The organism is Streptomyces sp. 7N604, assembly GCF_052245475.1.
Lineage (GTDB): Bacteria > Actinomycetota > Actinomycetes > Streptomycetales > Streptomycetaceae > Streptomyces.
Window position 1 is genome coordinate 131,023 of record NZ_JBQQBX010000024.1, and the last position, 14,949, is coordinate 145,971.

General features: G+C 73.5%; 10 protein-coding genes. 3 read left to right on the forward strand and 7 right to left on the reverse strand.

The window, feature by feature from the left end; genetic code table 11:
* Positions 1-175 precede the first annotated feature (175 nt).
* Positions 176-574 carry an MGMT family protein gene (locus ACTWP8_RS25805; RefSeq protein WP_443324514.1) on the reverse strand — a complete coding sequence of 133 codons (399 nt, stop codon included), beginning with the start codon at positions 572-574 and terminating at the stop codon, positions 176-178.
* A gap of 164 nt (positions 575-738) precedes the next feature.
* On the opposite strand from ACTWP8_RS25805, the gene ACTWP8_RS25810 reads away from it, so the two are divergent.
* The gene (locus tag ACTWP8_RS25810; RefSeq protein ID WP_443324500.1) at positions 739-3,759 is read left to right on the forward strand and encodes a lysylphosphatidylglycerol synthase transmembrane domain-containing protein; all 3,021 of its coding nucleotides are present in this window, start codon (positions 739-741) and stop codon (positions 3,757-3,759) included.
* 100 nt (positions 3,760-3,859) lie between these two features.
* Here ACTWP8_RS25810 and ACTWP8_RS25815 read toward each other — a convergent pair whose 3' ends face one another.
* Entirely contained in the window at positions 3,860-4,261 is a 402-nt protein-coding gene (locus ACTWP8_RS25815; RefSeq protein WP_443324501.1) for a hypothetical protein, read from the reverse strand.
* A 350-nt stretch (positions 4,262-4,611) separates the two neighbouring features.
* On the opposite strand from ACTWP8_RS25815, the gene ACTWP8_RS25820 reads away from it, so the two are divergent.
* Both ACTWP8_RS25820 and ACTWP8_RS25825 read left to right on the forward strand, forming a co-directional pair.
* Entirely contained in the window at positions 4,612-5,256 is a 645-nt protein-coding gene (locus ACTWP8_RS25820; RefSeq protein WP_443324502.1) for a hypothetical protein, read from the forward strand.
* 58 nt (positions 5,257-5,314) lie between these two features.
* Positions 5,315-6,883 (forward strand): alpha/beta hydrolase, encoded by a 1,569-nt coding sequence (locus ACTWP8_RS25825; RefSeq protein ID WP_443324503.1) that lies wholly within the window; start codon positions 5,315-5,317, stop codon positions 6,881-6,883.
* A 508-nt stretch (positions 6,884-7,391) separates the two neighbouring features.
* Here ACTWP8_RS25825 and moeZ read toward each other — a convergent pair.
* The 5 genes from moeZ to ACTWP8_RS25850 all read right to left on the reverse strand — a co-directional run bounded on the left by moeZ (position 7,392) and on the right by ACTWP8_RS25850 (position 14,846).
* Complete coding sequence (gene moeZ, locus ACTWP8_RS25830) at positions 7,392-8,570, reverse strand: adenylyltransferase/sulfurtransferase MoeZ (protein ID WP_443319583.1); 1,179 nt, start codon at positions 8,568-8,570, stop codon at positions 7,392-7,394.
* A gap of 62 nt (positions 8,571-8,632) precedes the next feature.
* Entirely contained in the window at positions 8,633-9,388 is a 756-nt protein-coding gene (locus ACTWP8_RS25835) for a spherulation-specific family 4 protein (protein ID WP_443324504.1), read from the reverse strand.
* On the reverse strand, positions 9,376-10,323 hold the full coding sequence (locus ACTWP8_RS25840) for an NAD-dependent epimerase/dehydratase family protein (protein ID WP_443319581.1): 948 nt from the start codon (positions 10,321-10,323) through the stop codon (positions 9,376-9,378). The genes ACTWP8_RS25835 and ACTWP8_RS25840 overlap by 13 nt, the downstream gene beginning before the upstream one ends.
* A 393-nt stretch (positions 10,324-10,716) precedes the next feature.
* The gene (locus ACTWP8_RS25845; protein WP_443324505.1) at positions 10,717-12,078 is read right to left on the reverse strand and encodes a hypothetical protein; all 1,362 of its coding nucleotides are present in this window, start codon (positions 12,076-12,078) and stop codon (positions 10,717-10,719) included.
* 770 nt (positions 12,079-12,848) lie between these two features.
* The gene (locus ACTWP8_RS25850) at positions 12,849-14,846 is read right to left on the reverse strand and encodes a DUF3492 domain-containing protein (RefSeq protein ID WP_443324506.1); all 1,998 of its coding nucleotides are present in this window, start codon (positions 14,844-14,846) and stop codon (positions 12,849-12,851) included.
* Positions 14,847-14,949 lie beyond the last annotated feature (103 nt).

Genomic DNA, 14,949 nt, shown 5'->3' on the forward strand with positions numbered 1-14,949 from the left:
GTGCCTTGCGGGTCTCATGTTCCCCACGTGCTTCGTGGTGCGAGCTCTCGACGCTACGCCTTCGGGGCCGCGAGGCGCAGCGCGTCTCGCGTCTCGATCCGACACCCCGATGTCCGCTGCAAATACTCCCAAAGGACTTTGGATCACCTCTTCTGCCGCCGAATGGCGGAAGCTGTCAGATATGAGCTCCTTCGTCCGCGCCGCTCGCGGCGCCGCCGCCCCCGCTGCCGGCCCAGCGGGCCCTGGCCATGTCGATCTTCGGCTGATGGCCCGCGGCGGCGCGCGCGGCCGTGCGCAGCGGGGTGCCCTCGGCGCGGTAGTGGGCGAGCGCCCGCTGTTCGTGGCCAGGCAGCAGCGCACCGTCCGCGCGGACGACCCGCCACCACGGCACAGCGCCGCCATAAAGCGCCATCACCCGGCCCACCTGCCGGGGGCCGCCCTCACCCAGCCACTCGGCCACGTCCCCGTACGTCATCACCCGGCCCGGCGGGATCAGCTCGGCGACCTCCAGGACCCGCTCCGCGTACTCCGGCAGCCGATCCGCCGCCGTGCTCTCCGGACTCACCCGGACCATGGTGCCGTACGGCACCGACAGCGCGGCCGGGGGCGGCCCCTCGCCGCCCCGGAGCCCGTACGGCGCCAACCGGTGGCGTTCCTTCCGCTTCCCCCGCCCTCGAAATGCACCCTGATGCCCACCTCCGGGGTCCGGCCGTGCCACCATCTTCCGGGCGGTGACTGGTGATACGAGATCAAAAAGAGACGGCAGGGCAGCAGAGTGCGGGGCCTCCTGAGGGAGCCGGCACCTCTGACGAGTCGTCGCGCCCGGACGCCGGACGGACCGGCAGGACGGCACCGCGCCACGACAAAAAGGCCCGGCCGGACTCCGCCGACCAGGACCACCGGGGCCCCCAGGAAAGCCAGGACCACCGCGCCCACCAGGACGCCGACCAGGACCCCCACGAGGACACCCGGCAGGACACAGCGCGGCCCAACAGGAAACGTGCCGACAGGGCACGAGCCGACAGGGCACGAGCCGGCAAGGCACGGTCCGAGAGGCCCGAGCGGACCCCCCCGCGCCCCGCGGGCGGCGCTGCCGGCGGTGACGGCGACGACGAGGGCGAGGTCCACGTCGACCAGGTCTCCGGGGACGAGCCGCTGCTCCCCGCGCGCGTGCACCGGCCCGCCGACCTCGTACGCGTGCTGCTCGGCATCCTCGGCATCATCGTCGTCCTGGGCATCGCCGCCTTCGCGCACGGCACCACAGAAGGCCTGAAGCAGGACATCGGCAAGGGCACAGGACAGGCCCCCGACCTGCTGACGAGCGTCGCCGGGTTCGCCTCGAGCGTCGCCATCCTCATCGTCCCCGTCGCCTTCGCCATCGAGCGGCTGATCAAGCGCGACGGGCTGCGCATCGCGGACGGCGTACTCGCCGCCGTCCTCGCGCACGGCGTGTCGCTCGCCACCGACCTGTGGGTCGCGCGGTCCGCGCCCGACTCGATCCAGGAGGCACTCACCAAGCAGGCCCCGAGCGGCGACATCACCGACCCCGTGCACGGCTATCTGGCCCCCGTCATCGCCTATATGACGGCGGTCGGCATGGCCCGCCGCCCGCGCTGGCGCGTGCTGCTGTGGGTCGTCCTGGCACTGCAGGTGTTCGCCGTGCTCCTCGGCGGCTTCGCCACACCGTTCTCGATCCTCGTCACTGTCCTGATCGGCTGGACGGTCGCGTACGGCACGCTCTACACGGTCGGTTCCCCGAACGTACGGCCCACCGGCCGGAACCTCCTCACCGGACTCCGCCGCGTCGGCTTCAAGCCGGTCAGCGCCCTGCGCGCCGAGGAGCCCCCGGACGCCGACAACCAGGAGCGCGGCCGCCGCTACATCGTCACCCTGGAGGACGGCCCCCCGCTCGACGTCACCGTCGTCGACCGCGAGCAGCAGGCGCAGGGCTTCTTCTACCGCGTGTGGCGCCGGTTCGCGCTCCGCGGCATCACCCAGCGCCGCAGCCTCCAGTCACTGCGCCAGGCCCTCGAGCAGGAGGCTCTGCTCGCCTATGCGGCCATCGCAGCGGGCGCCAACGCGCCGAAGCTGATCGCCACCTCCGAGCTCGGCCCGGACGCCGTGATGCTGGTGTACGAGCACACGGGCGGCCGCACCCTTGACTCGCTGCCCGACGAGGCGATCACCGACGAGCTGCTGCGCAGCACCTGGCGGCAGGTCCAGGCGCTGCAGTCCCGGCGGATCGCCCACCGGAGGCTGGTCGGCGACGCGATTCTGGTGGATCGTTCCGGCAATGTCGCGCTGACCGATCTGCGCGGCGGTGAGATCGCGGCCGGCGACCTGGTGCTGCGCATGGACATCGCCCAGCTCCTCACCACGCTCGGGCTGCGCGTCGGCGCGGAGCGCTCGGTGGCCGCCGCCGTCGGCGTCCTCGGCCCGGACGCGGTCGCCGACAGCCTGCCCCTGCTGCAGCCCATCGCGCTCAGCCGCTCCACCAGGTCCACACTGCGGCACCTGGCCAAGGAGCGGGCGCAGCGTGAGCGCGAGGCGGTCCTGGCGGCCTCCCATGCGGCGCGCGAGGCCCTGGAGGCGGAGCAGGACGAGCACGGCGACGCGGACACCACAGAAGGCGGCAAGACAGAGGGCGGCAGGGCGGACCGCAAGGACCGCAAGCCCACGCGCGCGGAGCGGAAGTCCGTACGGGCTGAGCGGATCGCCGAGAAGCGGGCCATCGAAGAGGCGATCGAGGAGGCCCGCGAGGAGGACCTGCTCGCGCAGATCCGGCAGCAGATCCTGCTGATCCGGCCGCAGGCGCCGGTCGAGCCCGCCCGGCTGGAGCGGATCAGGCCGCGCACGCTGGTCAGCATCATCGCGGGCGCCATCGCCGCGTACTTCCTGCTCTCGACGCTCACCCACGTCAGCTTCAAGGACGTGATCGCCGAAGCGAACTGGTACTGGGTCGCGGCCGCGCTGGCCTTCGCGGCGCTGACGTACGTGGCCGCCACGTTCACCCTCCTCGGCTTCGTGCCCGAGAAGGTGTCCTTCGTCCGCACGATGCTGGCGCAGGTCGCAGGGTCCTTCGTCAAGCTGGTCGCGCCTGCGGCCGTCGGCGGCGTCGCGCTCAACGCCCGCTTCCTGCAGCGCTCGGGTGTACGGCCGGGGCTCGCGGTGGCGAGCGTCGGCGCGTCCCAACTGGTCGGCCTGGGCATGCACATCGTCCTGCTGATGGTCTTCGGCTACATCACGGGGACGGAGCGGACGCCGTCGCTGACCCCGTCCCGTACGGTGATCGCCGGGCTGCTGACGGCCGCCGTACTGGCGCTGATCGTCACCGCCGTGCCGGCGCTGCGGAAGTTCCTGTCGACGCGGGTGCGGTCGCTGTTCGCGGGTGTGGTGCCGCGGATGCTGGACATCATGCAGCGGCCGCAGAAGCTGCTCACGGGGCTCGGCGGGACGCTGCTGCTGACGGGTGCCTTCGTGATGTGCCTGGACGCGTCGATCCGGGCGTTCGGCGGCGAGCTGAGCTACGCGAGCATCGCGGTCGTGTTCCTCGCGGGCAACGCGCTGGGGTCCGCCGCCCCGACGCCGGGCGGCGTGGGCGCGGTCGAGGCCACGCTGACCTTCGGCCTCATCGCGGCCGGGCTGCCGAAGGAGATCGCGACGCCGGCGGTGCTGCTGTTCCGGCTGATGACGTTCTGGCTGCCGGTGCTGCCCGGCTGGCTCTCCTTCACGCACCTGACGCGCAGGGAAGCGATCTAGGCAGGTCGGCCCAGGCCGGTCCAGGTCGGCCCAGGTCGGCCCAGGCCGGTCCAGGTCCGTCCAGGTCGATTCAGTCGGCCCTGGCGCCCGGGGCCCTGGGTCAGCTGTCGAGGGACGGAGGGCGGGTGCGGAGCCGGCCGGCCGACTCCATGGCGCGGGCCAGGTCGCGGGCGGAGGGCGCGGTCCCCTCGTCGAACAGCCGGAGCATCATCACGCCGTTGAGCAGAGCCGCGTTATACGGGCCGAGCGTCCGCGCCGTCTCCTCGTCGACGTCGTCCTCCTCGACCCCTTCGAAGAAGGACACCATGCCCCGCCAGCCCTCCGCCTGCGCCTCAACGAGCCTGGCCCGTACCTCCGGCAGCCGGTCGGCCTGCGCGGTGAGCTCCAAGCCGGCCGCCCACAGCCCCCGGTACTTGGGGAACAGCTCGATGATCCTGCCCCATACCGCTTCGAGGCGCGCCTCGCGCCCGGCGGCGGAGACGTGGCTGCCGCCGCCTGCCACGTCCGGCCCGAAGGCCTGGCCCCACTCCTCGATGAAGCAGCCTGCTCAGGACGGGGCCGACCGAAAGGCGGCGGCCACGGAGGCTGCGCCGGTGTTCACGCAGTATCTGCAGTCAGTGCGCGGGATGAGCCCGCTGGAGGCCGGGCTGTGGAGCCTGGTGCCATCGGTCTTCGTCGGCGCCGCCCCATGGCGGCCGCGCTCGCCCAGCGCGTACACCGCTCGTACGTCATCTGCGGTGGCTGCCTGGTCGCCGCGGGGGGTACCTGGAGCTCACCCTCGTACGGACCGACTCACCGCTCTTCGTCGTCCTGACCGGCGCGAGCATCTATGCGGTCGGCATCGTCTCGGTGATGGCGCTGGGCACGGAACTCGTCCTCGGCACCGCACCGCCGGAGCGGGCGGGCGCCGCGTCCGCCCTGCTGGAGTCGGGCTCCGAGCTCGGCGGCGCGCTGGGCATGGCGCTCCTGGGCAGCATCGGCAACGCCGTCTACCACGCGGAGGCCGCCGACTCGGTCCGCCCGGCGCCCGGCGGGCTGCCGGACGGGGCGGTGGACGCCGCCCGCGAGTCCCTCAGCGGGGCTGTGGCGGTCGCGGGCCGACTGCCGGGGCAGACGGGAGACGCCGTGCTCGCCGCGGCGTCTGAGGCCTTCACACGGGGCCTGCACGCCACGGTGATCGGCCGCGCCGCGGTCATGGCCGCGGCAGCCGCCCTCTCGATCGTCCTGCTGCGCAACGTCACGTTGAGCAACCGGACTGAAGCCGAGACGGGGGGCGGAGGCGCCCACGCCGGAGCCGGCGGGAGCGCGCTGAGGCCCGGCGGCCCGGGGGGTGAGGCCCTACGCACGCAGAGGCGGCCGGGTGAAGAGGCCGTACGCACGCTCAGCCGTCCAGGTCGCGGCCCTGTTCCGGCCGGAATTCCTGGCCGGGGTTCCGGCCGGAGTTCCTCCTGGAGTCGTGGCCTTCCCGTCCTCCGGGAGGGCCCTCGGCCGAGCTGAGAAACCGACTGGCTGTTCTACTGTTCCTGAAAGAGTGATCCGGCGAACGGGGAGCAGGGTGCCGACACGCAAGCGATCCATAGGGCGGGCCGGAGCTGCGGCCGCCATGGCCATGCTCGTCGCCGCGGCCGCCACGGCCTGCGGCGGGGGAGGCGACGGCGACGAGTCCGGCGGCCCGCTCGCCGAGCAGAAGCTGAGCTGGAAGAGCTGCCCCGCCCCATCCGTCCTCCAGGGCGCGGGCTCCGGCAAGCCCGCCCCGCTCCCCGACGGCACCGAGTGGGAGTGCAGCACCCTGAAGGTGCCGCTGGACTGGGAGAAGCCGGACGGCGAGCGGATCGACCTCGCCCTGATCCGCGCCAGGGCCAAGGCCCAGGACGGGCGTATCGGCTCCCTCGTCTTCAACTTCGGCGGCCCCGGCGGCTCCGGCGTGGCCACCCTGCCCCTCGCCGCCCAGGAGGACTACGAGAAGCTGCACAGCCGCTACGACCTGGTCAGCTTCGACCCGCGCGGCGTCGGCGCCAGCGAGGGTGTGCGCTGCCTGGACGACAAGGCCATGGACGCGGCCTACGCGGTCGACGGCACCCCGGACGACGCGGCGGAGGAGAAGGAGTCCCTGGCGGTCACCCGTAAGTCCGCGGCAGGCTGCGAGCAGAACTCGGGCGAGGTGCTGCCGCATGTGGACACCGAGAGCGCGGCCCGCGACATGGACCTGCTGCGCCAGGTCCTCGGCGACCGGAAGCTCAACTACTTCGGGATCTCGTACGGAACCGAGCTCGGCGCCGTCTACGCCCACCTGTTCCCGCGGAACGTGGGCCGCGCCGTCTTCGACGCCGTGGTCGACCCGACCCACGACCCCGAGAAGAGCGCCCTGGGCCAGGCCAAGGGCTTCCAGCTCGCCCTGGACAACTTCCTGGAGGAGTGCGCCGCGGACGGCGCGTCCTGCCCGACCGGCACCGACCCGGAGCAGGGCCGCCAGCGGATCACCGACCTGCTGCGGCAGCTCGACGAGAAGCCCCTGCCGACCAAGGACGGCCGCCGGCTCACCCAGTCCCACGCCCTCAACGGCATCGCGCAGGCGCTCTACTCCGAGGACTTCTGGACCTATCTGAAGCAGGGCCTCTCGGAGGCCCAGGACCTCGGGACCGGAAATCTCCTCCTCGCCCTCTCCGACGCGATGACGGGCCGGGACGAGCAGGGCCACTACAGCAACGTCCAGTCCGCGAACACCGCGATCGTCTGCGCCGACGCGAAGCAGCGCTACACGCCCGCGGACGTCAAGGCGAAGCTCCCGGAGTTCCGGAAGGCCTCGCCCGTCTTCGGCGAGTTCCTGGCCTGGGGCCTGCTGCAGTGCACGGACTGGCCGGTCGAGGGCGGCTCGGAGAGCCTGGACGTCGCTGCTAAGGGCTCGGCCCCGATCGTCGTCGTCGGCAACACGGGCGACCCGGCGACGCCGTACGAGGGCGCGCAGCGGATGGCCGACGGGCTCGGCGAGGGCGTGGGCATCGAGGTCACCAACAAGGGCGAGGGCCACGGCGCGTACGGGACCGGGACGTGCGTGACGAACGCCGTGGACGCGTATCTGCTGGAAGGCAAGGTCCCGCGCGACGGCATGACCTGCGCAAGCTAACGCCAGGTGCCACGGGAGTGCGCGACCCGCGCAAAGCGCCAGGTGCCGCGGGACGCCATAACCCGCGCAAAGCGCCAGATGCCACGGGACGCATGACCGGCGCGAACTGGCGCCGGGCGCCACGGGACGCATGACCGGCGCAAGCTAACGCCGGGCGCCACGGACGCATGACCGGCGCAAGCTGGCGTCAGGCCGCCGGCCCTGGCGCCGTCACGCGGACCGGTGAAGGCGGCGCCGCCCACGGGGCTCGTGGTGGCCGCCGACATGCGAGCTAGCGCCGGGCGCCGCCGACGGCAGAGCCCATCAGCCCGCCGCCCGCTGACACCATCGAGCCGGGTCAACAGCCCCGCGAGGCACGAGCGAGCCAAGGCGCAGGGGCCGCCGGGCCTGGGCCGCGCCGGCTCGGCGAAGCCGGGCGGCGTCCGCGCCCACGGCGAAGACGAGGCCCCTGCTCACCTCCGGTGAGCAGGGGCCTCGTCAGAACTCCCGCGGCGGAGCCGACCCTACGTCAGTAGACCGGCTTCGACGGCTCGATCTGGTTGACCCACCCGATCACGCCGCCCCCCACATGCACCGCATCCGCGAAGCCCGCGTTCTTCAGGACCGCGAGCACTTCCGCGGAGCGGACACCCGTCTTGCAATGCAAGACGATCTTCTTGTCCTGGGGCAGGCCCTGGAGGGCGGTGCCCATCAGGAACTCGTTCTTCGGGACCAGCCGGGCCCCGGGGATCGAGACGATCTCGTACTCGTTCGGCTCGCGGACATCGATGATGTCGATGTTCTCGCCGCCGTCGATCCACTCCTTGAGCTGGCTCGGCGTGATGGTCGAGCCGGCAGCCGCCTCCTGCGCCTCGTCCGAGACGACCCCGCAGAAGGCCTCGTAGTCGATCAGCTCGGTGACGGTCGGGTTCTTGCCGCAGACCGCGCACTCGGGGTCCTTGCGGACCTTGACCTGGCGGTAGTTCATCTCCAGGGCGTCGTAGATCATCAGGCGGCCGACCAGCGGCTCTCCGATGCCGGCCAGCAGCTTGATGGCCTCGTTGACCTGGATCGAGCCGATCGACGCGCACAGCACGCCGAGCACGCCGCCCTCGGCGCAGGACGGGACCATTCCGGGCGGCGGGGGCTCCGGGTAGAGGCAGCGGTAGCAGGGGCCGTGCTCGGACCAGAAGACGGAGGCCTGGCCGTCGAAGCGGTAGATCGAGCCCCAGACGTACGGCTTGTTCAGCAGCACGCACGCGTCGTTGACCAGGTAGCGCGTGGCGAAGTTGTCGGTGCCGTCGACGATCAGGTCGTACTGGCTGAAGATGTCCATCACGTTCTCGGCTTCGAGCCGCTCCTCGTGAAGGACCACGTTCACGTACGGGTTGATGCCCTTGACGCTGTCGCGGGCGGACTCGGCCTTGGAGCGGCCGATGTCCGACTGGCTGTGGATGATCTGGCGCTGCAGGTTCGACTCGTCGACCTCGTCGAACTCGACGATGCCGAGGGTCCCGACGCCGGCCGCGGCGAGGTACATCAGCGCGGGCGAGCCGAGGCCGCCCGCACCGACACACAGCACCTTGGCGTTCTTGAGCCGCTTCTGCCCGTCCATCCCCACGTCCGGGATGATCAGGTGGCGGGAGTACCTGCGGACCTCGTCGACGGTGAGCTCGGCAGCCGGCTCGACCAGGGGTGGCAGCGACACGGGGACTCCGTTGGTCGGTTATGAGTACGGTTCGTCTGTTGGTAACAGTGCCATGGCCCATCTCATTCCGTGGCACCCGGTCCGATCCGCGAGACGATTTCGTCCCAGTAGCCGGGAAGGGCCTCCCAGGGGTCCGCGCCGCCGCCCCGGTCCGTACGGTCCGTGAAGTAGATCGTCCCCGCGCCCTGCCAGCGGGCGATACGCATCGCCTCGTCGAGGTGCGTGCGCGGGACGCCGTGCACGAGGTGGCAGAAGCGCTGCGGCGCGTGCTCGGCCGTCCACTCCGCCACCTGTGACCAGCGGTAATCCGCCCACGGCCCGGAGAAGGTCACCAGCTGGTCGCCCCACTCCGCGTATCCGGGATACGGGTGCACGCCGTGCCCGAGGACGATGTACGCCTCCCCGAGCAGGGCACGGAGCGTCGTCGTCGTACGCCGGGTGTTCTGCAGCTCGGAGCGCTCGGACGGGCAGCGGTCGAGATAGAAGCCGTCGACCTTGTACCAGTCCAGGAAGTGGTGGGCGTCCCCGACCAGCTCGGCGAAGGGGCGGGTGCCCTGGCGCATGTCGAGGTGGCCGAGCACCCGCACGCCCGCGTTCGCCAGCCGGCCCACGGCCTCCAGGCAGTGCGGGTCCGGGCGGACGCCGGGCCCGCGCGCGACGTTCAGCACCGCCCAGTGCACCGGCGTCCCGGGGCGGGTCAGCTCGGCCCACTCGGCCGGGGCGACCAGCGGGTGGGCGTAGCCGGGCACCCCGAAGCCGAGTCCGCGCGCGCCCGCGGTCGGGGCGCGCCGTCGGCCGGCCGAGATCAGATACGACATGCTGCCTCCATCCAGATGTCGGCGAGGGACTCTTCGAGCTGAATGCGGGGGCGCCAGCCGAGCCGGTCGCGTGCGGTGCGCACGTCCGCCTGCTGCCAGCTGCCGCAGCCGTCCGGGTAGGGGTACGCGGGCTGGATGCCCAGGTGCTCGGCGGCTCCGCCGAGACCGCCCCTGGCGGCGCTCGCGTCGAGCTCGTGGACCGAGCCGCTGTAGCCCGCGACCTTCGCCAGGACGGCGGCGGCGTCACGGAGTCTTACGGCCCGGCCGGTGCCGATGTTCACCACGCCCTGAGCGGCGGACAGGGAGGCGGCGTGCACGGCGCGCGCCACATCCCGTACGTCCACGAAGTCGCGCTGCACGCCGATGCCGCTCAGTTTGAGCTCGGCGTCCCCGGCCTGCATCGCGCGGCGCATCGCCTCGGCGAGGCGGCCCAGCGGGGAGCCGGCCGGGGTGCCGGGGCCCGCGGGCGAGAAGACGCGCAGCACGACGGCGTCGAGGTCGGAGCCGAGGACCAGCTCGGTGGCGGCGAGCTTGCTCACGCCGTACGGGCCGCCGGGGCGGGGCACCGCGTCCTCCGAGGTCGACGAGCCCGGCTGGGACGGCCCGTACTCGGAGCCACAGCCGATCTGCACCAGGCGCGCGCCGCAGCTGCTCCGGCGCAGCGACTCGCAGACGGTCGCCGCGGCCACGGTGTTGTGGCGGGTCAGCTCGCGCGCGCCGCCGCGGGTCGCGCCCGCGCAGTTGATGACGACGCCGGGATGCACGGCGTTCAGGAACCGGGTCAGCGCGCCGGGGCTCCCGGCGGCCAGATCGAACCGGACGTCGGCGTCGTCGCCGCGCCCGAGCGCCGTGAGCTGTACGGCGGGGTCGGCGAGCAGCCGCTCGGCCACATGCCGCCCGATGAACCCGTTGGCGCCCAACAGCAACACCCTCATCGTGCGGCCTCCTTGCGGTGGGGCGGGAGCACGCGCGCGTGGGGGCGGGTGTCGTGGGAGCGGGCCTTATGAGGGCAGGGCTCTTGGGGACGGGCGTCGTGGGGGTGGGTCTCTTGGGGGCGGGGTGTACGGCTCGTGTCGCGGTCGGACAGGTGTCCCGGGCGGGATGCGGTGGGACGGACGGGCGGCTGGGCGGGTGGCTGTGCGGGTCGTGGGGAGGGCAGTGCTCTCATCTCGGGTTCTCCTAGGGGGACGTGCTTGAGCCGTGGGGACTCGGGAGGGTCCGGAACCGGACCGACCGTGTGGACGCCGTACGGCGGGAGGGGCGGCCGGGGCGGGAGGCGCGGGCCGGGGGCGCCTGGGCCATATGCGGCGCATGCCGAGGGCGAGTTGTCATCGGGGCACCACCGGGGGTGTGCTGTGGGCCTCGGCGCGGGAGAGGGTGACGGTGGCGTGGGCGAGGAGGGCGAGCGCGGCGGCGGTGCAGGCGGCGAGCGGTACGGCGGCTGGGCCGTACGCCTCGACGACCGTCTCCACCGGGCCGCCGAGCGCGCCGCATCCCAGCAGCCGGGCGGCCAGGGCCGTGCCGAGCGCCGCCGCCTCCACCGCACAGGCTGCGGCGAGACCGCGCGCGGCGGCGGACGGACGCCCGTGGACGGCCAGCAGGCGCGCGACGAAGAGCAGCGTGCCGAGCGCGGCCGCCGAGGCCACAGCCACGGTCCCGTACGAGCCGCCTTCCAAGCTGCCGCCCGGGTACAGGTCTGATCCCGCCCGGGCCGCGACCAGCAGGCCGACGAGAGCGGCAAGGAAGAGGGCGACGGCCGTCGGCACCAGGGGCCGGATGCCCGCCGAGAAGTCCTCGAGACCTCGACTGGCCGTCAGCCTGCGCCGAGCGCATTCCGCGAACCACCTGGCGCACCAGGCGGCGGGCGCGACGGCGAAGGCGAGGGCGACGGCGGCCGGGGCCGCGTAGAGGGCGGCGTGGGCTACGTGGAGGGCCGTGTGGAGGGCCGTGTGGAGGGCCGTGTGGAGGGGTGCGTCGAGCGGTGCGTCGGGGGCGGCGGGGAGCGACCAAGAGCTCTCGTGCGGTCGTCCGCCCCACCGGGCGAGCAGCACGTCGCCGAGGAGGAGATAGGCGAGCAGCCAGCAGGTCCACAGCGGTGCGGTGCCCGGTGACCCGCCGCGGAGGCTCAGCGGCCCGCGCCGCAGACACAGCCACAGCGTCACAACCACGAGGGCGGCGCCCGCGGCGTCGGCGCCCAGCCGTACTGCCTGCCCGGCCGCCAGCGGCTCGACCCCGGCCACGGTGCCTGCGCAGGCAGTGCCCGGCAGCAGATACAGCAGCGCGCGCCGGGAGCGGGGCCGGGCCACGACGGCGGCTTCTTGCGGCGGCGCCACGCGCGCGTGGCCCTCGGCACGGGGCACGCGCGCGTAGAGCTCCTCCGCGAGCGAGAACACGTCGCGGTGCCGGAACCGCGCGGCCGTACGGTCGGTGACGCCGTGCGCCTCGAGGCCGGCGGCGATCTCGAGCGGATCGACGGCCCGTTCGCACAGCTCCCGGTGCCGATGCATCAGTGCCTTCACGGGGTCGGCGGGCCCTCGCCTGGCCATGCCCCGCGGGGGCCGCTCGGACCGCCCGTGCCGTTCGGACCGCGCGTTCTGCGCATGGGCCGCGTGCGCCCGCGCGCCTTCGTAGTCGCGTCCAACGCCCGCGGTCGCCTTGCCAGGTGGGTCACGTACCTCGTCAGCTGACACCGAACTCCCCTCCTGTGGGTGGGGGTCGACGGCTGCCTCGAACCATTCGCGCGGTGCTCTTCCCGAGGATCCGGACGGGGCTCCCTCGGAGCGCCGCTGCGCAATCCGCTGCCGTGCGGCGGCGAGCGAGTCCCGCCCCGTGGCGTCGAGCGGCTTCGCGTACCCGCGCGCCGACCGTCGCGGCACATCGCCTTCCGAGGAGCCGCGCTCACCCCTGGGCAAGGCACCTGAGCCCAGCTCCCCCAGGGACTCGGCCCCCTCCTCCGAAGCAACGGGCGCGCCACGGATACCCGGGAGGTCCCTCTCGCCCCCCTGCCGGGCCGCCCCCGGCGCGACCTCCCCGAACGCGTCGCCTTCCGCCCCAACAGCGCGCGCCCCGCTGGACGCTGAACGCGGGTCCGCCGTAGCCACATCCGCAACGTCCGCCGCGGAGGGGGGAAGTGGGCCCGAACGCATATCCCAGTCGCCCGAGCCGTCCGGGACGCGCAGGGCGTGGCCGACTCCATCGGCGTACGCGTCCGCCTCCGCGGACCCGGCGGCCATGGGCTCCGCAGCGGGCGCCACGCCCGATGAACTGGGCCGCGGACCTGCCGTGACGGCGTCCGCGCATCCGCCGAAGTCCTCGCAGGTGCTGGGCCCCCGGGACCGCGCTTCGCCGGATGCCGCGCGCGGGACCGCCGTGACGGCATCCGCAGCCTCCGCCGCAAAGGGCGGCGGAAGGGGGCCGTCCGGCTCGGGGTCGGATGGGCTTCCCGGGGATGGGGATGCGGTCATGCCTCTGCCTCCCTGTAGGAGGAGGGCGGGGCGTACGGCGCGCCGGCGCCCACCGGATGGCCGCGGCGAGCCGCATCGACGGGCATCGGCTCGGCGGCGGGTGCCCGGCCAGGGACGCTCGCCGCCCAGGTCGGGATGTGGGAAGGCGCGACCCGCCCCCGGGCCGGGCCCTCCCAGGAGCCCGTCCCAGCGCCCGGGCGGGCAGCGCCGGAGGAGGCCCAGCGGCCCGGTACGTGGGCCTCGGCCGGCCGCGCGAAGGGCAGCGGCTCGCCGTCCTCGTCCACGGCCTCGCGCTGGACCGGGCAATGCGACATCAACTCCAGGTAGATGCCACGAAATGCCGCGATGTTCTGCTCGACCGTGAAGAGCTCGAGCGCCCGGGCCCGGGCCGCGGCGCCCAGCCGGGCGCGGCGGTCCGGGTCGCGGAGCAGCGCCACGCACGCGTCCGCCAGCGCACGCGGATTCCGCGGCGGCACCACAAGCCCCGTACCGCCGATGACTTCGCACACCGCCCCGGCATCCGTCGAGACCGTCGCCCGCCCGCAGAGCATCGCCTCGACCAGGCCCACGGGAAAGCCCTCGGTGACGCTCGAGCGCACGATCACCGTGCCCGCCGCGTACGCATCGGCGAGTTCCGGCACCTCCGGGCCGCCGACCTCCTCGAAGGAGACCGGGTTGTCCCCGACGCTCACCGCGCTCTCGGCCTCGTCGGGGAACAACTGCGCGGCCAGTGCGCGGCAATGGGCGGCGTACGCGGCCGCGTCCGGTCCGCGCCCCGGCCCGCCGACGATCCGCAGCCGCGCCTCGGGCACCGCCTCCCGCACGCGCGCGAAGGCGTGCAGCAGGGCCACCAGGTCCTTGGCCGGTTCGATCCGGCCGACCCAGACCAGCGTGCAGTCGTCCGTGGCACGCTCCGCGGACTCCGCATCGGGCCCGGCACCATGAGCACCAGCACCAGCACCGGCACCGGCACCAGCACCGACCCTCACGCCCGCCCCTTCGCCCGGCTCCGCCTCGCCCACCGCCGTGAAGGGACTCGCGTCCATTCCCGGGTAGACGGTCCGCAGCTTGGCGCGGTCCGCGCCGCATCGCTCCTGCCAGCGGCGCGCATGCCTGTTGCCGGGGGTGATGAGCGAGGCCTGGGCGTACACCTCCGCCGCCAACTGCCTCTGGAAGGAGGCGAGCAGGGCGCGTACGGGGGCGGCGAGGGGCGCGCCGGAGTACGTGAGGTAGTGCTCGCGCAGTCGTACGCCGTACTCGGTGACCAGCAGCGGAATCCCGAAGAAGCGTTTGGCCACAAGCCCGGGAAGCGCCGCAGTACCACCCGACGTGGCATGGCAGAGGTCGACGCCACCGAGCCCCTCGTCCCCCTCGCCGTACCAGTCGAGGGACAGCGGTCGCAGCGACTGCTCGAGGCCGTCGAGGACGGCGAGCAGGTCCGGGAGCCGCGCGCCGTGCGCGCCCCGGAGGGAGCCGGGGGCGCGGCAAGCCGCCTCCAGGGTGCGGACGGCCATCTCGGAGCGGAGGGCGGCGGGCAGGCCGCCGTATTCGTCCGCGAGTTCCGCGAGCCCGTAGAGGCCGTTGGCGAAACGGTCCGCCTGACTGCCGACGGCCGACGCGGCGCGCACCGATCCACCCGCCGCCCCCGCCGCTCCGCAGATCCCCGCCGCCAGATCGCCGAAGTACGCGGCGAACCGCCGTCGCTCGCGCCGCCCGTACCCGCGCGCCGATCCGTAACCGCGCGCCCGCGCGCGCCCCTTCGCGCCGCCGCCCGGCTGCCATTCCCCCGCCGCACCCCACAGCGGAGCTGTCCGTACCCGGTGCACCTGCGGCGGCAGTTCGAGCCGGCCGTCCGCCTCCTGACGCTCACTCCGGCTCAGGGCATAGACCTCGAACTCATGCTGCGCGAGTCCGCGCACCAGCCGGTCGCACCACACCCTCGCCTCACCGGTCGCATACGGATACCCACCCTCCGTAAGCAGTCCTACGCGCACGTGTGCACCCCCGATCTCGATCCGGTCACCATCCGGACACCGCCGTCTGGCAGCGGAAAGACGGTAAGCGTGTACGCGGGTGGCGCGATGGACGGTTGTCCAT

What these genes read in the sequence shown, in the direction of transcription:
- ACTWP8_RS25835 (WP_443324504.1), bottom strand. Translation starts at nt 9,388, where the DNA reads ATGTCGTATCTGATCTCGGCCGGCCGACGGCGCGCCCCGACCGCGGGC.
- ACTWP8_RS25820 (WP_443324502.1), top strand. Translation starts at nt 4,612, where the DNA reads ATGGCGCTGGGCACGGAACTCGTCCTCGGCACCGCACCGCCGGAGCGG.
- ACTWP8_RS25805 (WP_443324514.1), bottom strand. Translation starts at nt 574, where the DNA reads ATGGTCCGGGTGAGTCCGGAGAGCACGGCGGCGGATCGGCTGCCGGAG.
- ACTWP8_RS25840 (WP_443319581.1), bottom strand. Translation starts at nt 10,323, where the DNA reads ATGAGGGTGTTGCTGTTGGGCGCCAACGGGTTCATCGGGCGGCATGTG.